Source organism: Kitasatospora sp. NBC_01302, from assembly GCF_035976515.1.
Classification (GTDB): domain Bacteria; phylum Actinomycetota; class Actinomycetes; order Streptomycetales; family Streptomycetaceae; genus Kitasatospora.
Genome location: NZ_CP108404.1, coordinates 7,314,007 through 7,331,879, shown reverse-complemented (window position 1 = coordinate 7,331,879; position 17,873 = coordinate 7,314,007). Strand labels below are relative to the sequence as shown.

16 protein-coding genes are annotated in these 17,873 nt (G+C 73.0%); 7 read left to right on the top strand and 9 right to left on the bottom strand.

The window, feature by feature from the left end; genetic code table 11:
- Nucleotides 1-115: 115 nt before the first annotated feature.
- The 4 genes from OG294_RS32155 to infC all read right to left on the bottom strand — a co-directional run bounded on the left by OG294_RS32155 (nucleotide 116) and on the right by infC (nucleotide 2,686).
- Complete coding sequence (locus tag OG294_RS32155) at nucleotides 116-991, bottom strand: TrmH family RNA methyltransferase (RefSeq protein WP_327070067.1); 876 nt, start codon at nucleotides 989-991, stop codon at nucleotides 116-118.
- 96 nt (nucleotides 992-1,087) lie between these two features.
- The gene (gene rplT, locus OG294_RS32150) at nucleotides 1,088-1,483 is read right to left on the bottom strand and encodes a 50S ribosomal protein L20 (protein WP_327070066.1); all 396 of its coding nucleotides are present in this window, start codon (nucleotides 1,481-1,483) and stop codon (nucleotides 1,088-1,090) included.
- Nucleotides 1,484-1,591: 108 nt separating this feature from the next.
- Complete coding sequence (gene rpmI, locus OG294_RS32145) at nucleotides 1,592-1,786, bottom strand: 50S ribosomal protein L35 (RefSeq protein ID WP_184934509.1); 195 nt, start codon at nucleotides 1,784-1,786, stop codon at nucleotides 1,592-1,594.
- A 135-nt stretch (nucleotides 1,787-1,921) separates the two neighbouring features.
- A complete protein-coding gene (gene infC / locus OG294_RS32140) occupies nucleotides 1,922-2,686 on the bottom strand; it encodes a translation initiation factor IF-3 (protein WP_327071746.1) in 765 nt (254 codons plus the stop codon).
- Between the two features lie 437 nt (nucleotides 2,687-3,123).
- Here infC and OG294_RS32135 point away from each other — a divergent pair, with 437 nt between their 5' ends.
- The gene (locus tag OG294_RS32135) at nucleotides 3,124-3,501 is read left to right on the top strand and encodes a DUF1844 domain-containing protein (protein ID WP_327070065.1); all 378 of its coding nucleotides are present in this window, start codon (nucleotides 3,124-3,126) and stop codon (nucleotides 3,499-3,501) included.
- 22 nt (nucleotides 3,502-3,523) lie between these two features.
- Here OG294_RS32135 and OG294_RS32130 read toward each other — a convergent pair whose 3' ends face one another.
- The gene (locus tag OG294_RS32130) at nucleotides 3,524-4,264 is read right to left on the bottom strand and encodes an SseB family protein (protein ID WP_327070064.1); all 741 of its coding nucleotides are present in this window, start codon (nucleotides 4,262-4,264) and stop codon (nucleotides 3,524-3,526) included.
- 115 nt (nucleotides 4,265-4,379) lie between these two features.
- Here OG294_RS32130 and OG294_RS32125 point away from each other — a divergent pair, with 115 nt between their 5' ends.
- Nucleotides 4,380-5,579, top strand: a complete 1,200-nt coding sequence (locus OG294_RS32125) for an alanine racemase (protein ID WP_327070063.1) — start codon at nucleotides 4,380-4,382, stop codon at nucleotides 5,577-5,579.
- Between the two features lie 61 nt (nucleotides 5,580-5,640).
- Here the strand turns inward: OG294_RS32125 and OG294_RS32120 are convergent, their stop codons facing one another.
- Nucleotides 5,641-6,879: a DUF2510 domain-containing protein gene (locus OG294_RS32120; protein WP_327070062.1), complete on the bottom strand. Its 1,239-nt coding sequence runs from the start codon at nucleotides 6,877-6,879 to the stop codon at nucleotides 5,641-5,643.
- A gap of 216 nt (nucleotides 6,880-7,095) precedes the next feature.
- Here OG294_RS32120 and OG294_RS32115 point away from each other — a divergent pair, with 216 nt between their 5' ends.
- The 4 genes from OG294_RS32115 to OG294_RS32100 all read left to right on the top strand — a co-directional run bounded on the left by OG294_RS32115 (nucleotide 7,096) and on the right by OG294_RS32100 (nucleotide 11,282).
- Nucleotides 7,096-8,196: a cation diffusion facilitator family transporter gene (locus OG294_RS32115; RefSeq protein WP_327071745.1), complete on the top strand. Its 1,101-nt coding sequence runs from the start codon at nucleotides 7,096-7,098 to the stop codon at nucleotides 8,194-8,196.
- 55 nt (nucleotides 8,197-8,251) lie between these two features.
- Complete coding sequence (locus tag OG294_RS32110; RefSeq protein ID WP_327070061.1) at nucleotides 8,252-9,109, top strand: PhzF family phenazine biosynthesis protein; 858 nt, start codon at nucleotides 8,252-8,254, stop codon at nucleotides 9,107-9,109.
- 69 nt (nucleotides 9,110-9,178) lie between these two features.
- Nucleotides 9,179-10,087 carry a 5'-3' exonuclease gene (locus OG294_RS32105; protein ID WP_327071744.1) on the top strand — a complete coding sequence of 303 codons (909 nt, stop codon included), beginning with the start codon at nucleotides 9,179-9,181 and terminating at the stop codon, nucleotides 10,085-10,087.
- Between the two features lie 154 nt (nucleotides 10,088-10,241).
- Entirely contained in the window at nucleotides 10,242-11,282 is a 1,041-nt protein-coding gene (locus OG294_RS32100; protein ID WP_327070060.1) for a sphingomyelin phosphodiesterase, read from the top strand.
- Nucleotides 11,283-11,340: 58 nt separating this feature from the next.
- Here the strand turns inward: OG294_RS32100 and OG294_RS32095 are convergent, their stop codons facing one another.
- Nucleotides 11,341-14,181: a DEAD/DEAH box helicase gene (locus OG294_RS32095; RefSeq protein ID WP_327070059.1), complete on the bottom strand. Its 2,841-nt coding sequence runs from the start codon at nucleotides 14,179-14,181 to the stop codon at nucleotides 11,341-11,343.
- Nucleotides 14,182-14,505: 324 nt separating this feature from the next.
- On the opposite strand from OG294_RS32095, the gene OG294_RS32090 reads away from it, so the two are divergent.
- Nucleotides 14,506-14,883 (top strand): hypothetical protein, encoded by a 378-nt coding sequence (locus OG294_RS32090; RefSeq protein ID WP_327070058.1) that lies wholly within the window; start codon nucleotides 14,506-14,508, stop codon nucleotides 14,881-14,883.
- On the opposite strand, the gene OG294_RS32085 is transcribed toward OG294_RS32090, so the two are convergent.
- Both OG294_RS32085 and OG294_RS32080 read right to left on the bottom strand, forming a co-directional pair.
- Nucleotides 14,849-16,033 carry an aminotransferase class V-fold PLP-dependent enzyme gene (locus OG294_RS32085; protein ID WP_327070057.1) on the bottom strand — a complete coding sequence of 395 codons (1,185 nt, stop codon included), beginning with the start codon at nucleotides 16,031-16,033 and terminating at the stop codon, nucleotides 14,849-14,851. The genes OG294_RS32090 and OG294_RS32085 overlap by 35 nt on opposite strands.
- Nucleotides 16,030-17,817 (bottom strand): glycoside hydrolase family 36 protein, encoded by a 1,788-nt coding sequence (locus tag OG294_RS32080; RefSeq protein ID WP_327070056.1) that lies wholly within the window; start codon nucleotides 17,815-17,817, stop codon nucleotides 16,030-16,032. Before OG294_RS32080 ends, OG294_RS32085 begins: the two co-directional genes overlap by 4 nt.
- Nucleotides 17,818-17,873 lie beyond the last annotated feature (56 nt).

Genomic DNA, 17,873 nt, shown 5'->3' with positions numbered 1-17,873 from the left:
GCCGATCCGTGCGCCGCGCCCCCTTGGCGGACCGCACACCCGACCGGACCCCTGGCCCAGCCCGGCCCCCGCCCGGCCCGGCCCCCGTCAGGAGGACCGTGTTGTCAGACTGACCCTAGCGCTCCGTACCCGGCTCGCGACAGCCTGCGGGCGAACGCTGTGCGCGAGCGGAGGCGTAGAGGCACACGGCGGCGGCGGTGGCGAGGTTGAGGCTCTCGGCGTGACCGTGGATGGGCACGCGCACCACCTCGTCGGCGAGCGCGCGGGTCTGCTCCGGCAGCCCCCAGGCCTCGTTGCCGAAGATCCAGGCGCTCGGGGCACCCAGCGTGCCCTCGTCCAGCTCCTGGTCCAGGTCCCGCTCCCCCGCCCCGTCGGCGGCCAGCACCCGCACGCCGTCGGCCTTGAGCTCGGCCACCACTTGCTCGATCGGCACCCCGACGGCGACCGGCAGGTGGAAGAGGCTGCCGACCGAGGCGCGCACGGCCTTGGGGTTGTAGAGGTCGACCGAGGCGTCGGTCAGCACCACGGCGTCCGCACCGGCCGCGTCCGCGGTGCGCAGCACGGTCCCGGCGTTGCCGGGGTCGCGGACGTTGGCCAGCACCGCGACGAGCTTGGGACGAGCCTTCAGCACCTCGGCGAAGGGGGTGTCCAGGAAGCGGCAGAGCGCCACGATGCCCTGCGGGGTGACGGTGTCGCAGATGTCGGCGATCACCTCGTCGGTGGCGGTCAGCACCGGCAGGTCCGCCGCCCGGGCGGCAGCGACGATCTCGCCGTGCCGCTCGGCGGCCTCCGGCGTGAGGTAGATCTCCACCACCGCGTGCTCCCGCCCGCCCGGCAGCAGCCCGTAGGCGATCGCCTCGCGGACCGCCTGCGGGCCCTCGGCCAGGAAGCGGCGGTCCTTGCCGCGCTGGGCGCGCCGCGCCAGCTTGCGGGCGGCGATCACCCGCGGCGAGCGGAGCGAGCTGAGCTGGGGAGTGTCGGTGCTGGCCATGGTCACTTTCGACGGGGTGGGCAAGCGGGTCCGCGGGGACCTTCAAAAAGACCCGCAGGCTCGCGAGGAGCCTGCGGGTCCGGGTACTGCGGTGGATCAGGCGGCGTCAGCGGCGACCTTCGGCGCGTTGACGTCGGTCGGCAGCGCCTTCTGGGCGGCCTCGACCAGCGCGGCGAACGCGTTGGCGTCGTTCACGGCGAGCTCGGCCAGCATCTTGCGGTCGATCTCGATGCTGGCGGCCTTGAGGCCCTGCACGAAGCGGTTGTAGGTCATGCCGTTGGCACGGGCCGCAGCGTTGATGCGCTGGATCCAGAGCTGACGGAAGTCGCCCTTGCGCTTCTTGCGGTCGTTGTAGTTGTAAACGAGCGAGTGGGTGACCTGCTCCTTGGCCTTGCGGTACAGGCGCGACCGCTGGCCGCGGTAACCGCTGGCCCGCTCAAGGATGACCCGGCGCTTCTTGTGGGCGTTCACTGCCCGCTTGACGCGTGCCACTTCATTACTCCTAGGGGTTGGACCACGGACTACTTCACGTGGTCCGTCAATCGAATCGGTCGGAAAGGATCAGCCGGGCTCCGCGGCCGGCAGGGCCGCGGCGGGCGATCACTTACCGAGAAGCTTCTTGATCGTCTTGGTGTCGCCGGGGGCCATCTCGGCGGTGCCGGTCAGACGGCGGGTCACCCTGGAGGACTTGTGCTCCAGGAGGTGGCGCTTGCCAGCGCGCTCGCGGAGCACCTTGCCAGAGCCCGTGATCTTGAAGCGCTTGCTGGCGCCACTGTGCGTCTTCTGCTTCGGCATGTCGCCGTATCTCCTCGTCGGTCCGCTCTGGCCCGCGTGTTGCCACGCGGGCCCGAGCGCTTGGTGTTCTCCGGTCACCGGGACGGGAGCCCCGGGACCGCGGTGGCCGGATCACCCGAGCCCAAACCCGAAGGCTCAGGCGTCCTGAGCGACCTCGGCCGGCTGCTCGGCGGTGGCAGCGGTGTCGCCGGCCTCCGCCTGGTCCTGGACCGCCTCGGCGGCCTGGTCTGCGTCGTCGTTCTGCTCGGCGTCGGTCAGCTCGACATCGTCGGCGGACGTCGCCTCAGCGTCCTCAGCGTCCTCGGCCTCGTCGGCCTGGGCGCCACGGCCCAGGCGCTCGGCCTTGCGGGCGTCCTGCGCCGCACGGGCCTCGGCCATCGCCTCGGTCTTCTTCTTGTGCGGGCCGAGAACCATGATCATGTTACGGCCGTCCTGCTTGGCCGAGGACTCCACGAAGCCCAGGTCCTGGACGTCGTTGGCGAGCCGCTGCAGCAGTCGGAAGCCCAGCTCGGGGCGGGACTGCTCGCGACCACGGAACATGATCGTGATCTTGACCTTGTCGCCCTGCTTGAGGAACCGAACGACGTGACCCTTCTTGGTGTCATAGTCGTGCGGGTCGATCTTCGGCCGGAGCTTCATCTCCTTGATGACCGTGTGCGCCTGGTTCTTGCGCGCCTCACGGGCCTTCATGGCCGACTCGTACTTGAACTTGCCGTAGTCCATGAGCTTGCACACCGGCGGCCGGGCGGTCGCCGCGACCTCGACCAGGTCGAGGTCGTACTCCTGCGCAAGCTCCAGCGCCTTGGCAAGCGGCACGATGCCGACCTGCTCGCCACTGGGACCGACGAGTCGCACCTCGGGGACGCGAATCCGGTCGTTGATGCGGGGCTCGGTGCTGATGGGGCCTCCTTGGTTGCACCTTCTGCGATGCGGCCGTCAGGGAGGCGGTCGCACGTAGTGGACTTCGACCACTGGGCGGGGCTTCATTCGTGCTGCGCTGCCGTCCGGTACTCCGAAGCACCGCGGCACGAAAAAAGCCCCGCTCGTCACAAGCGGGGCTCCACACATCCGGGGGCGGCGTCCGGTGAGGGACGCTGCTCGGCGACGCACGGCCTTGAGAGCTGCTGTCGCGGACCGGGACCCGTCGACCCGCAGGCCGATCAGGTGGGAGACTGTCGCGGTTGCCCTCTCGGGCCTCCTGGGTGGAGCCTCCACTTGCTGGCCGGGCACGGTGAAGCGCTCAGCCGGTCGTTAAGCCACTTTACACTACGGGCGAGAGCACTGTCTGCCGGTACCCTCCCAGGGGTACGGATCCACCCCGAGGGAATGAGCCTTCCTTGAGCAGCCAGCCCGACAACGCTTCCGAGTCCTTTGACGAGACCGTCGGGTACGACGACCTGACCCGCGACATCGCCGAGGTGCCGGCCGTCGAGGTGATCACCACCGTGGCGGTGCACCTGATGAGCGCGGCGGCCGTCAAGTGCGGTCTGGCCGAGGGCGGCGAGAAGGACAAGGACCTGGACGAGGCCCGCAAGCTGATCACCGCGCTGGCCGGCCTGGTGACCGCGGGCGCCCCGGAGATCAGCAACTTCCACGCCGCCCCGCTGCGCGACGGCCTGCGCTCGCTCCAGCTGGCCTTCCGCGAGGCCTCGATGGTGCCGGACGCGCCGGGCACCGGGCCGGGCGAGAAGTTCACCGGGCCCGTCTACTCCTGATACTCCTGAACCGCCGCGGCCGTCATCCGGCCTGGTAGAAACCGCTGCCCGTCGGCCGTGCGCCGGCGGGCAGCAGTGCGAGGTCCAGGCCCCGGGTCAGGCGCACCCGCAGCACCGGGTCCGCCGCCAGCGCCGCGGCCAGCCGCTGGGCCAGCGCGGGCACGTCGGCGCCGTCCGCCGGCTCGAGCCCGAGCACCACGTCGGTCGTCCCGCCCGGGGTCAGCTCGGCACGGAGCACCTGCGGCTCGCCGGCCAGCAGCGCGCGCAGCGCGTCCAGCACCTCGGGGTCCTGCACCGGCGGCAGCCAGACCCGGTTCTCGGCCACCGCGCGCATCCGGGCACCGGTCAGCTGGTACGTCACCGGACCGGCCGGGTCGATCAGCAGGGTGTCGGCCCGCTCGGCGTAGGCCGTCATCACCGCCTGCGGCGCGTTCACCGGCGCGGGGCGGGCGTCGGCCTGCCAGGCGGCCAGCGAGGCCAGCGAGGTGAACGCGGGCAGCGCCCGGCGCCCGTCGGCCGCCTCGATCACCGGGACCGCCATGTCGCTGGTCTTCTCGTGCTTGAGGCCTGCCGCGTCCGTCTCCACCTCGCCGAGCAGCGCGACGATCGGCACCATCAGGCGGGCCTGGCGCAGCGCGGCCAGCAGGGCCGGCTCGGCCGCGCCCTGCTGCTGCGACCAGTCGGCCAGCGCCCGGGCGAGGGCCGGATCGGCGCTGCCGTCGTCGGCGGCGAATCCGGGATTGGGAATGTTCTTACCGTCCACCCGGCGAGCCTAGCCGCTGGCCGAGCGCCCTCGAACCGTGCCGTGCGGCGCCGTGCGAAGCCTCTTTGCGGCACACCTATACCCAGCGGTAGCACCGCTGTGGCACGCTGCGCCCATGACGAGCTCACCGGACGCCGACCGAGCACGCTTCGACCGGGCCACCGCGCAGTTGACCGCCCCGCTGGCCATCGTCGACCTGGACGCCTTCGACGCCAACGCCGCCGATCTGGTGCGCCGGGCCCAGGGCAAACCGGTCCGGGTGGCCAGCAAGTCGCTGCGCTGCCGGGCCCTGCTGGAACGCGTGCTGGCCGGGGACGGCTTCGCCGGGGTGATGAGCTTCACGCTCGCCGAGTCGATCTGGCTGACCCGGGCCGGGGTCCAGGACGTGCTGCTCGCCTACCCCTCGGCCGACCGCGCGGCCTTCGCCGAGCTGACCGCCGATCCGAAGCTGGCGGCCAACATCACCGTGCTCGTCGACGATCCGGCGCAACTGGGCCTGATCGACGCCGCACGCGGCGGCGAGGAGCGGGTGCGGGTCTGCCTGGACCTGGACACCTCGCTGCAGCTGCTGGGCGGCCGGGTGCGGGTCGGCGCGCGGCGCTCGCCGCTGCGCACGCCCGAGCAGCTGGTGGCGCTGGCCGAACTGGTGCGCCGCCGGCCCGGGTTCGCGGTGGTCGGGCTGATGGCCTACGAGGGGCACATCGCCGGGGTGGGCGACTCGGTGGCTGGCCGGCCGGTGCGCTCGCGGGTGATACGGCTCATGCAGGCCAGGGCGCGCGCCGAACTCGCCGAGCGGCGCGCCGCTGTGGTGCGGGCGGTGCGGCAGGTGGCCGAGCTGGAGTTCGTCAACGGGGGCGGCACCGGCAGCGTGCAGAGCACGGCGGCCGAGGCCGCGGTGACCGAGGTGGCGGCCGGCTCCGGGCTCTACCTGCCCCGGCTCTTCGACAACTACCAGGCGTTCCGGGGCACTCCGGCGGCGCTCTTCGCCCAGCCGGTGGTGCGGCGCCCGGGGGTGGGCGTGGTGACGGTGCTCGGCGGGGGCTACCCCGCCTCCGGTCCGGCGGGTGCCGACCGCTCCCCCGTGCCCTATCTGCCGACCGGCCTGCGCTACGACCCCCAGGAGGGGGCCGGCGAGGTGCAGACGCCGCTGCTCGGCTCGGCGGCGGACGACCTGCTGGTGGGCGACCGGGTCTGGTTCCGGCACGCGAAGGCCGGCGAACTGTGCGAGCGCTTCGCCGAGTTGCACCTGGTGGCGGGCGACCGGCTGGTGGCCACGGTGCCGACCTACCGGGGCGAGGGGCGCACCTTCCTGTGACCGGACGCGCCCCGCGGCCGGGGGAGGCAGCGGGGCGCGCGATCGGTGAGCCGAGCCGGCGTCAGGTGCTGCTGCCACCCGCCGCGTTGCCGCCGCCACTGCTGCCCGCGGGGGCGGCGTAGTCGGTGATCCCGCTGACGATGGTGTCCATCTGCGAGACGGCCGGGGCCTTGTCGGCGATGTCGAAGCCGAGCCGGACCGCGATCAGGCTCTTGCCGTCCGCGGTGGGGAAGACCACCGACTCCACCGTGCCGTTGTTGCCCTGGGCGGCGGTGACCTGCCAGCGGACCAGGTAGCCCTTGCGGCCGTCCACGGTGACCGCCCCGGACTTGAGCTCCTGGTGGGACTTGCTGCCCGGGTAGGAGGCGTCCACGGCGGTCTGGATGTCCTTCTCGGCGGCGGCCTGCGGGTCGGTGCCCTGGAGTTCGGCGGTGTTGACGCCGCCCAGCGAGCAGACCTGGTCCGCACCGCTGCCGCCGCCGGAGCCGCTGCCGCTGGAACCCGGGCACTGGTACTGGCCGACGGTCAGGAACGCGGTGCCGTCATTGGCGGTGCCGCCCTGCCAGCCGCTCGGGACCGGCAGCTGGATGTTGCTGTTCAGGTCGGCGGCCACGGTGCCCTGCCCGCTGCCACCGCCGCTGCCGCCGCCCGGCAGCCCCGGGAAGCCCGGGAAGCCGGGCAGGCCGCCCAGCCCGCCGCCGCCACCGCTGCCACCGCTGCCGCTGCCACTGCCACCGCTGCCGCCCGAACCGCCGCCGCGCTGGCGCCCGGTCCCGTTGTGGTTGCCGTTGCCGTTGCCGTTCGGCTGGGAGTTCTGCTGCTGCGGGGCTGCCTGCACCTGGGCGGACGAGTCGTGGTGGTCCGTGGCCAGGTAGGTGACGCCGGAGCCCACCGCGAGCCCGAGCACGCCGGCCACCGCCGCCGCGACCAGCACCGGGCGGCTCATCCGCTTGAAGACGGAGGGCTTGCGGGGCAGCGGCTCGCCGTACAGGGCGCCGCTGGGGCCTGGCTCGGCGGGCGGCTCGGGGAACCGCACCGTCCCGTTCTCCAGCACCTCGCCCTCGATCACCCGGGCGCCGTCGAGCACGACGGTCTGCTCGATGCCCTCGCCCTCGGGGACGGGCTCGACCCCGGAGACGGTCTCGGCATCGGAGACGCCCGCACCGTCGGAGGCGCCCGAGGCGCCTGGACGGGTGGTGGCCGTCCAGCCGGTGCCGTCCCACCAGCGCTCGGTCCTGGGGTCACCGTCAGGGTCCTGCGGGTCCGGGTACCACCCGGCCGGAATCTTCGTATCGCTCACACCAGGAAATGTATGGGCAGGCGGATAAACGCGATATCAACTGAACGCCACAATCGGGTCGATTCGGATGAGATTACGGTGAGAGGGCTGATCGGACCCCCGAAAAGTGGAACGACAACGGTCACCACTGCAGCCTTTGGATCTCCGTCCGATATGCGGTTCACTTCCCTGCAGGGCACCCCCTCGATCACTCCCCGCGTTCAGGAGACGACCGCGATGGCCGGCCACACCGAGCACCCGCACACCCACACGCACGACGACCACGAGCACTCCCACGACCACGGCGAACAGGGCGGACACGGCCATGGCGGGCACGGGCACGGCGGGCACGGGCACGGCGGGCACGGCCATTCGCACGGTGTCGCGGCCGACGCCGACCGCCGCTGGCTGACCAGCGCGCTGGCCCTGATCGTCGTCTTCATGGCCACGGAGGTCGTGGTCGGCTTCGCCGCCGGCTCGCTGGCGCTGATCTCGGACGCCGCGCACATGCTCACCGACGCGGCCTCGATCGTGCTCGCCCTGGTGGCCATGCGGCTGGCGGCCAAGCCGGCCCGCGGCGGCTATACCTACGGCCTCAAGCGCGCCGAGATCCTCTCCGCCCAGGCCAACGGCGTCACCCTGCTGGTGCTCTCCGCCTGGCTGGGCTACGAGGCGGTCACCCGGCTGATCTCGCCGCCGCAGGTCGAGGGCGGTCTGGTGCTGGTCACCGCACTGGTCGGGGTGGTCATCAACATCGCCGCCGCCTGGTGCATGTCCAAGGCCAACCGCAGCTCGCTCAACGTCGAGGGCGCCTTCCAGCACGTGCTGACCGACCTCTACGCCTTCATCGCCACCGCCGTGGCCGGCGCGATCATGCTGACCACCGGCTTCCTGCGGGCGGACGCGATCGCCTCGCTGATCGTGGTGGCGCTGATGCTGCGGGCCGGCATCGGCCTGGTCCGCGACTCCGGGCGGATCTTCCTGGAGGCCGCCCCGGCCGGCGTCGACCCCGACGCGCTGGCCGACAGCCTGGTGACCACCCCCCTGGTCGAGGAGATCCACGACCTGCACGTCTGGGAGATCACCTCCGGGCAGCCGGCGCTCTCCGCGCACATCCTGGTCACCCCCAGCGGCGACTGCCACGCCGTGCGGCGCGACCTGCAGCGCCGGCTGCGCGAGGAGTACCGGATCACCCACGCCACCCTGCAGGTGGACCACCTCGGCGAGGACGACGACCAGCAGCTGCTGCAGATCACCGACTCCGCCGAGGCGCTGGCCGCCGAGCACTGCGCCGACTCGCACGGCCCCGTCCACCGGGCCGGACCGCATTCGCACTGAGCGGGCCCCGGCGACCGGCCGGAATGATCGGCACACCGCCCGCGTTGCGCCGATCATGACGACTGTTCTGCGTTACGCGGCTTTCACCACCGACCCCGCCGGCGGCAACAAGGCGGGTGTGGTGCCGGACGCCACCGGCCTGACGGACCAGCAGATGCTGGCCCTCGCCGCCGAGCTGGGCTACTCCGAGACCGCCTTCCTCACCGCCGTCCCCGGCACCGCCGACCGCCGCTACCAGGTGCGGTACTTCGCCCCCACCCTGGAGGTCCCGTTCTGCGGGCACGCCACCGTCGCCGCCGCCGTGGCGGTGGCGCACGCCGAGGGCCCCGGCGAGCTGGTCTTCGAGACGAAGGCCGGCACCGTGCCGGTCCAGGTCGCCGAGCAGGACGGCGTGCTGCACGCGACCCTGACCAGCGTCGAGCCCGAGGTGCTGCCGATCGGGGCCGAGGAGGTCGAGCAGGCGCTGGCCGCGCTCGGCTGGGCGGCTGCCGATCTCGACCCGGAGCTGCCGCCGCGGATCGCCTACGCGGGCGCCCACCACCTGGTGCTCGCCGTGCGCACCCGCGAGCGGCTGGCCGACCTGGCCTACGACTTCGACGGGCTGGCGGCCTTCATGACGGCTCGTGACCTGGTCACCCTGCAGCTGGTCTGGCGCGAGTCCGAGACCGTCTTCCACGTCCGCGACCCGTTCCCGGTCGGCGGCGTGGTGGAGGACCCGGCCACCGGCGCGGCCGCCGCCGCGTTCGGCGCCTACCTGCGGGAGCTGGGCGGGGCCGGCGAGTCGGCCGAGCTGACCCTGCACCAGGGCGAGGACCTGGGCAGCCCCGGCCTGCTGCGGGTGAGCCTGGTGGCCGGCGACTCGCGGGTGCGGGTGACCGGCGCCGCGGTGCCGCTGCCGGAGGCCGCGAGCTGAGTCCCGGTGTCGGGTTGGGGGGTTGTCGGCGCGGTGCGCGATGATCGGGGCGTGACCGCACCGCGCCTGATGCTCCTCGACACCGCCAGCCTCTACTTCCGCGCGTACTTCGGCGTCCCGGAGTCCGTGAAGTCCCCCGACGGCGTTCCGGTGAACGCCGTCCGGGGCCTGCTGGACTTCATCGCCCGCCTGGTCCAGGACCACCGCCCGGACCAGCTGGTGGCCTGCATGGACGCCGACTGGCGGCCGCAGTGGCGGGTGGACCTGATCCCGACCTACAAGACGCACCGGCTGGCCGCCGAGGGCCCCGGGGTCGGCGCGGGCGCCGAGGAGGTGCCCGACACCCTCTCGCCCCAGGTCCCGGTGATCGAGCAGGTGCTGGACGCCCTCGGCATCGCCCGGGTCGGCGCGCCCGGCTACGAGGCCGACGACGTGATCGGCACCCTGGCCACCCGGGCCGCTGGGCCGGTGCGGATCGTCACCGGCGACCGGGACCTGTTCCAGCTCGTGGACGACGCCCGGCAGGTCACCGTGGTCTACCCGGTCAAGGGCGTCGGCGCCGCCCAGATCATCGACGAGGCCGCCCTGCGCGAGAAGTACGGCGTCACCGGCAGCGAGTACGCCGACATGGCGGCGCTGCGCGGCGACCCGAGCGACGGCCTGCCGGGCGTCAAGGGGATCGGTGAGAAGACCGCCACCCAGCTCATCCGCGAGTACGGCGACCTCGCCGGCATCCGCGCAGCCGCCGCCGACCCCTTCTCCAAGCTCACCCCGGCCCGCCGCAAGAACATCCTCGAAGGCGCCCCCTACCTCGACGTCGCGCCCACCGTCGTCCGCGTCGCCACCGACATCCCGCTGCCCGACTTCGACGCCGCGCTGCCGCGCGAGCCGCTGGACCCGATGACGCTGGAGGAGCTGGCCACCCGCTGGGGCCTCGGCAGTGCGCTGGAGCGGGTGCTTGCGGTGCTGACGCGCTGAACCGGTGGCGGAGTTGTGCAGCCAGCTCCGGCGGCGTTGTGCAGACATCTTTTTGCCGAAGAATGGTCGACCCGCGTTCTTCCGGTCGTACCCACCGGTAGCTACGGTTCCGGCTGTCATGCACAGCTGACCCCTTCTCAGGAGCCGTACTCCCATGACCCTGCGCCGTACCGCCGCCGCGCTCTGCTCGGCCGCCGCTGCGATCACCCTGCTCGGCGGCTTCGTGCCGCAGGCCGCCACGGCGGCCGGCGCGCCGGCCGGCAGCACGCTGTCGGTCCTCACCTGGAACGTCGACCTCGGCACCGCCGTGGTCGACTGGAGCCAGAACGAGAAGGCCAGCACCCGGACCCCGGTGATCGAGTCGATCGTCCGCCAGCACAGCGCCGACGTGGTGGTCCTGGACGAGCTGTTCAACAACTCCTCGATCAGCGACATCAACAGCAAGCTCGCCGACCTCTACCCCTACCGCACCCCGGTGGTCGGCGGGACCTGCTCGGGCGGCGGCTGGACCGGGACCAGCGGCAACTGCTCCAGCTCCCCGTTCGTGATCAACGGCGGGACGATGATCCTGTCGAAGTACCCGATCACCGCCCAGTACCAGCACGTCTTCACCAACTCCACCTCCGGCACCTGGGACTACCACGCCGACAAGGGCGCGGCGCTGGTGCAGGTGGACAAGGGCGGCGTGAAGACCTGGGTGGCCGGCACCCACCTGCAGGCCGACGAGTCCGACGTCTCCACCGACACCACCCAGGCCACCCGGCTCGCCCAGCTCGGCGAGATCAAGTCCTGGGTGAACGGGATCGTGGGGGCCGGCGCCCCGGTGCTCTTCGGCGGCGACCTGAACGTGGAGTACTACAACGGCCAGGCGCGCGGCGACTACGCCAACGCCCAGGCGGCGGTGGGCGGGGTGCTCGGCTCGCCGGCGCTGGACCCGAGCCAGAGCCTGGCCACCATGGACTGCACGGTCTCGGCCTGGTGCCAGTACATGTCCGGGGTCGAGACCTTCCCGGTCGACTACCGCGACGACCTGGACTACCTCGGCTACCTGAACGCCCCGGGCCGCCCCGTCCCGCTGGCGCTGCCCACCGTCGCGATCGACTTCGACCCGCAGGCCGGCTGGAGCGCCGGGCAGCTGGACACCAACGCGCCCAGCGACCACTACCCGGTCCAGGCCACCTTCCAGCTCGGCTGAGCGCCAGCCGCACCAGCCGTCGGCGGGGGCCGGATCACCGGCCCCCGCCGACCCGTCGTCAGCCCACCGACGAGTAGGCGATGATCCCGCGCCGCAGCGCGTCCACCGCCTTGCGCGCGGTGGTGCGCAGCTGGGCGTCCTCGCCGGCCGCGTCCTGGATCTGGCCGAGCACGTCGATCAGCTGCTTGGTCCAGCGCACGAAGTCGCCGGCCGGCATGTCGGCGTCGCGCAGCACCGCGTCCAGGCTGTGCCCCAGCGCCCAGCGGTAGGCGACCCAGGCGAAACCGAGGTCGGGCTCGCGCTGGCCGACGCCCTCGCTGGTGTTGATCCGGTGCTGCTCCTCCAGCGCGTCCAGGTGGCCCCAGATCCGCACCATCCGGCCCAGCGCCTGCTTGGCGTCGCCCTCCGGGAGCCGGGGCGCCGCCGCGTCGTCGGCCTGCCGGGACTCGTAGACCAGCGCCGAGGCGCAGGCGGCGAGCTCGGCGGCGGCCAGGTCCTTCCAGACCCCTTCGCGGATGCACTCCGAGGCGAGCAGGTCCAGCTCGCCGTAGAGCCGGCCCAGCCGCTTGCCCTCGGGCGTCACGCTGTCGCCGACCAGGTAGCCGAGGTCGGTGAGCAGGCCGCAGACCCGGTCGAAGGTGCGGGCGATGGTGTGGGTGCGCGAGCGCATCTTGCGCTCCAGCACCTCGGTGTCGCGGTGCAGGCGGTGGTAGCGCTCGGCCCAGCGGGCGTGGTTCTCCCGGTCGTCACAGCCGTGGCAGGGGTGCTGGCGCAGCTCGGTGCGCAGCCGGGCCAGCTCGCTGTCGTCGGCGGCGGCCGCGCGCCCCTTGCGGTAGCGCTCGGGCTCCAGGTGACCGGCCTTGGTGCGCAGCGCGGAGGCCAGGTCGCGGCGGGACTGCGGGCTGCGCGGGTTGAACGACTTGGGGATCTTGACCCGCTCGATGGCGACCACCGGGTGCGGGAAGTCGATCATCGCCAGCCGCTTGACCTGCCGCTCGGCGGTCAGCACCACCGGGCGCGGCCCGTCCTGGTAATCCGGGTGGCGGGTGGTGCGCGGGGAGCGGCTGACCGGCGGCAGGCCCGGGTCGATGACCAGCGCCAGCCCGGCGAACTTGCCGGTCGGCACGTGGATCACGTCGCCCGGCTTGAGCGCCTCGACCGCCTCGATGGCCGCCGCCCGGCGCTGGCTGCCGCCCTCGCGGGCCAGCTCGTTCTCCCGGTCCTTCAGCTGCCGGCGCAGGCTCATGTACTGCTCGAAGTCCCCGAGGTGACAGGTCATCGCCTCGCGGTAGCCCTCCAGGCCCTCCTCGTTGCGCTGCACCTGCCGGGAGATGCCCACCACCGAGCGGTCCGCCTGGAACTGGGCGAAGGAGGTCTCCAGCAGTTCGCGCGAGCGGTGCCGCCCGAACTGGCCGACCAGGTTGACGGCCATGTTGTAGGAGGGCTTGAAGGAGGAGCGCAGCGGGTAGGTGCGGGTGCCGGCCAGCCCGGCCAGCGCCTCCGGGTCCAGGCCGCGCTGCCAGAGCACCACCGCGTGGCCCTCGATGTCGATGCCGCGCCGCCCGGCCCGCCCGGTGAGCTGGGTGTACTCGCCGGGGGTGATGTCGGCGTGCATCTCGCCGTTCCACTTGACCAGCTTCTCCAGGACCACCGAGCGGGCGGGCATGTTGATGCCCAGCGCCAGCGTCTCGGTCGCGAAGACGGCCTTGACCAGGCCCTTCAGGAAGAGCTCCTCGACCACCTCCTTGAACCGGGGCAGCATGCCGGCGTGGTGGGCGGCCACCCCGCGCTCCAGGCCGTCCAGCCACTCGAAGTAGCCGAGCACGTGCAGGTCCTCGTCGGGGATCGCCGCGCAGCGGTCCTCCACGAGGGTGCGCACCTGCGCCCGCTCCTGCTCGTTGTTGAGCCGCAGCCCGGAGGTGAGCACCTGCTGGACGGCGGCCTCGCAGCCGGCCCGGCTGAAGATGAAGGTGATCGCGGGCAGCAGGCCCTCGGCGTCCAGCCGGTCGATCACGTCGACCCGGCCCGGGGTCCAGACCCGCCCCGGACGGCCGCCTCCCATCGAGCGGCCACGGCCGCGCCCGGCGAAGCGGGGGTTGCGGTCGGCCTCCGAGCGGGCCAGGCGGACCAGTTCGGGGTTGACCGCCTTGGCCGGGTTCTTCTGGCTGAACTTGGGGCGGCCGTCCACGTCCGGGTCGGAGAACAGGTCGTACATCCGGTTGCCGGCCATCACGTGCTGCCACAGCGGGACAGGGCGGTGCTCGGAGACGATCACCTTGACGCCGCCGCGCACGGTGTCCAGCCAGTCGCCGAACTCCTCGGCGTTGGAGACGGTGGCCGAGAGCGAGACCAGCGTGACGGACTCCGGCAGGTGGATGATCACCTCCTCCCAGACCGCGCCGCGGAAGCGGTCGGCGAGGTAGTGCACCTCGTCCATCACCACGTAGCCGAGGCCGTCCAGGGCGCGCGAGTTCGCGTAGAGCATGTTGCGCAGCACCTCGGTGGTCATCACCACCACGGGCGCGTCGCCGTTGACGGAGTTGTCGCCGGTGAGCAGACCGACCTTGGCGGCGCCGTAGCGCTTGACCAGGTCGGCGTACTTCTGGTTGGACAGCGCCTTGATCGGGGTGGTGTAGAAGCACTTGCGGCCCGAGCGCAGGGCCAGGTGGACGGCGAACTCGCCGACGATGGTCTTGCCGGAGCCGGTGGGCGCGGCGACCAGGACGCCGTCACCGGCCTCCAGCCGCTCGCAGGCCTCCAGCTGGAAGACGTCGAGCGGGAAGTCGTACAGCTCCCGGAACTCGTACAGGGCGGTGGCCTGCTCCTGGCTGCGGCGGCGGGCGGCGGCGTAGGCCTCGGCGGGGCTCAGCGCGTCGTCGTCGGGCAGGGCGCTGCTCATCGGCGTCACCTTCTTCTTCCCGTGGTGATGGGTCGCAGACGGTGACGCCTGCGGCTGCGGGGCCGGCTCCTCGGACTGGGCCGAAGGGGGCGCGCAGCTGGTGTGGTCGGTGTGGTGTTCCAGCATCTCAGCCTGAGATTACCCGGCAGGGCTGACATTGATCGCACCGTTTTCCCGACCTGTACCGATCACCCACGCTCCCGACCGATCCCCGCTGAGCGTCTTCGATCAGGTGTGATCAAGGTGTGATCATTCGTCAACCCAGCGTTGTCGCCCTCCTTAGAGTCGGCGCCAGAATCCAGACCGGACGAGAGGCGAAGAGACATGGCGAATCTGGACACCGCACTCAAGGAAGCGTTCGGGATCGAGGGCGCGATCGGTGTGGCTCTGGTCGACTACGGCAGCGGGATGGCGCTCGGCACCCTGGGCGACAACCCCGAGCTGGACCTGAACGTGGCGGCGGCCGGCAACACCGACGTGGTACGGGCCAAGATGCGCACGATGGAGTTGCTCAAACTGCACGACAATGCGATCGAGGACATCCTGATCACGCTGAGCAACCAGTACCACCTGATCCGGCCCTTGACCACGCCCAGCGGACGCGGCCTCTTCCTCTACCTGGCGCTGAACCGGAACCAGTCCAACCTGGCCATGGCCCGGCACCAGCTCAGGCTGATCGAAATGTCTCTGGAGGTCGCCTGAGCAGTTCGGCCAGACCGGCCGCCAGCGCGTGGTACTCCTCGGCCCGGTTGTAGACCTGTGCGCTGATCCGCAGCACCCCGCCGCCCGCCCACGGCCGCACCGCGACCCGCGCGCCGAGCCGCCGGTGGACGGCCGTCATCAGCGCGAGCGCCTGCTCCTCGGTCTCGGCGACCCGCGGCGGCAGCCGCAGCGCGCGCATCGCCACCCCCGGCGAGGCCGGCAGTGCCGCGAGCCCGGCGACCTCGCCGAGCACGCGCTGCCCGTGGGCCGCCAGGCGGGCGTTGTGCTCCCGCACCCGGGCCAGGCCCAGCCCGTCCAGCAGGGCCAGCGCGCCGGGCGCGGCCAGCCACCCGGTGTAGTCGGCGGTGCCGCGCCACTCCACGTTCAACGGGAAGCCGCGCCCGTGCTCCCAGGAGTAGGTGAGCGGGCGGATCCGCTCGCGCCACTCAGGGCGCACCGCCAGCACGGCGGTGGGCCGGGGCGCGAAGGCCCACTTGTGCAGGTTGCCGAACCAGAAGTCGGGCCGGCCGACGTCCAGGTCGGCGTCCAGCATGCCGGGACCGTGCGCCGCGTCCACCGCGGTCAGCACCCCGCGCTCGGCCAGCGCCCGCAGCAGCGGTGCGGTGGCGATCTCCCGGGCGGTGGGCGAGGTGACCCGGTCGAGCACCGCCAGCCGGGTGTGCGGGCCGACCGCGGCCAGCACCAGCTGCGCCGGATCGGCCCCGTCCAGCGGGAGTTCCACGGTGCGTACCCGGGCGCCGCACTCGGCGGCCCGGCGCTCGGCGGCTCGGTTCACCACGCCGTAGCCGTGGTCGAGCACCAGGATCTCCTCGCCCGCCCGGAACGGGATGCTGTCCAGCACCACGGCGACGGCCTCGGTGACGTTGCTGAGCAGTGCCAGGCCCTGCGCGTCGGCGCCCAGCCAGCGGGCGACGGTGGCCCGGGCCTCGGCCAGCCGCTCGGGGGCCGCACGCAGGAAGCCGTCCGGGTCGGCCTCCTGCTCGGCCCGCAGCCGGGCCTGCTCGCGCTGGACCCCGATCGGGACGGCGCCGTAGGAGCCGTGGTTGAGGTGGGCCAGCGCGGGGTCCAGGGTGAAGAGCTCGGCCGCGCCGGCGATCGGCTCGGGCGCTGCCGTCGGATGCCGGGTCACGCCGCCCGGCCCTCCTGGGCCCGGCGCAGGGTCAACAGCCCCCCGCGCGGCACCCGGACGGCGAACTCGCGGTCCGCCGGTTCGGCTTCGACGGCGGCGCGGGTGGCGCCCTGGCAGTCCTGGACCAGCACGGCCAGGCGTCCGGGCGGCGCGTCGAAGTCGAGCCGCACCAGGGTGTCCGGGTCGGCGTTGGCCACCAGCAGCAGGTCCCACCGGCCCGACACCCGCAGCGGCAGCGGCGCGTAGCGCCCGAAGGCGCGGGCCGCGCCGTGCTCGGCCTCCAGCAGCGGGTAGCCGAGTTCGGGGCGGTGCGGGCGGAAGGCGCCGCGCTGCAGCAGGTCGACGTGCTCGCGCATGACGGCCAGCCAGAAGCGCAGCGCGGCCAGCTGGTCGGGACGCTGGCGGGCGAGGTCGACCGAGACCTGCGCGGTGGCGAAGAGCACCGACTGGAGCAGCACCGCGATCCCGGCCGGCTCCTCCTCGGGGTGCCAGGTCAGCGGGTCGGCGTGGACGGCGAGCGGACCGGCGGTGAGCCGCAGGTCGGTGGTGCGCTGGCGGTTCTCGGCGGCACTGTGCGGGCAGTCGGTGGCACGCACCATGGTCGCGTACGGCCACAGGCCCGGTCCCGCATAGGGCTGGCGGTGCTCGACCAGCATCTCGGGGCGGGCCGCGCGCAGCCGGGCGTCCAGTTCGGCGAGCAGGCTGTGCACACCCTCGGCCACCGCGGTCGGGTCGGTGGCGTACCGGGCGAAGGTGTCGATGAAGTCGATCTTCAGGCCGTCCACCCCGTGCCGCTCGACGAGCTCGCCGAGCCGGTCCACCAGGTCGGCGCGCACCCGCGGGTCCGCGGGGTCCAGCACGGAGGTCTCCAACTCCGGTATCCGCGCGAGCCGCCCGCTCGGGCCGCCGCCCGCCGCACTGCGGTCGCCGGCGAACGGCAGCGCGACCCAGAGCAGGTAGCGCAGCCCCAGCGCCCGGGTCCGCCGGACGTGCTCGGCGAAGTCCGGGAACGGGCCGGCGGCCGGCTGCCAGTCGCCGGTGGTGGCGTACGACCGCGAGGTCTCCTCGGTCTGCCAGCCGTCGTCCACCAGCACGGCGGTGAAGCCCAGTTGGGCCGCGAGGGCACCCAACTGCTCGACCTGCGCGGCGGTGATCGTCAGGTGGCTGACGTACCAGGTGCAGAAGACCGGCTCGAAGGCCGCCGCCGGCACCTGCGCCGGCCCGACCAGGCCGGCCCACCAGTGCGCCATCTCCTGTACGGTCTGCGCGAAGTGGCGGTGCGTCAGATCCAGGCGGAGGAGCAGTGGCGCCCCCGCCTCGTGCTCGACCCACCAGGCGAACTCGCCGCTCTCCTCCACCGCGCCCTCGCCGATGCTCACCGGGCGGACCAGCTCGCCCACCGCGAAGGTGCACAGCGCCGCGTCCCCGGCCCCCACCAGGCAGCCCACCGGCGCGCCCGCGGGCAGCGAGGCGGTGCGCGGGGCGCGCCAGGCGGGCGGCAGCCAGCGGGTGCCGGTGGCCGGGGTCCACAGGGCGGTGGCCCCGGTGCACGGCAGCCGCCACTCCACCCGCAGTCGCACCGGAGGCCCGTCCGGGCTCTCCGGTTCGAGCGGCACGACCTCGACGAGCAGCCGCCGGTCCCCGGCGGTGACCTTGACGTCCAGGGCGTGCGCGCCGATCGCGGTGGCCCGCAGGCCAAGGCCCGGGATCCCGGTGGCGATCTCCCGGGTGCACTCGCTGCGGCCCGAGGGCGGCGCGCTGCCGTCCCAGCTCAGAGGGGACACGGTGGGTCTGCCTTTCCTGTGGGTACGAAGGGGGCGTCAAATGTCCGGCGTCGTGC

Coding starts and splice junctions, on each gene's coding strand:
- OG294_RS32125 (WP_327070063.1), top strand. CDS start 4,380: ATGACGAGCTCACCGGACGCCGACCGAGCACGCTTCGACCGGGCCACC.
- OG294_RS32100 (WP_327070060.1), top strand. CDS start 10,242: ATGACCCTGCGCCGTACCGCCGCCGCGCTCTGCTCGGCCGCCGCTGCG.
- OG294_RS32110 (WP_327070061.1), top strand. CDS start 8,252: ATGACGACTGTTCTGCGTTACGCGGCTTTCACCACCGACCCCGCCGGC.
- OG294_RS32095 (WP_327070059.1), bottom strand. CDS start 14,181: ATGAGCAGCGCCCTGCCCGACGACGACGCGCTGAGCCCCGCCGAGGCC.
- OG294_RS32105 (WP_327071744.1), top strand. CDS start 9,179: ATGCTCCTCGACACCGCCAGCCTCTACTTCCGCGCGTACTTCGGCGTC.
- OG294_RS32090 (WP_327070058.1), top strand. CDS start 14,506: ATGGCGAATCTGGACACCGCACTCAAGGAAGCGTTCGGGATCGAGGGC.
- rpmI (WP_184934509.1), bottom strand. CDS start 1,786: ATGCCGAAGCAGAAGACGCACAGTGGCGCCAGCAAGCGCTTCAAGATC.
- OG294_RS32155 (WP_327070067.1), bottom strand. CDS start 991: ATGGCCAGCACCGACACTCCCCAGCTCAGCTCGCTCCGCTCGCCGCGG.
- OG294_RS32115 (WP_327071745.1), top strand. CDS start 7,096: ATGGCCGGCCACACCGAGCACCCGCACACCCACACGCACGACGACCAC.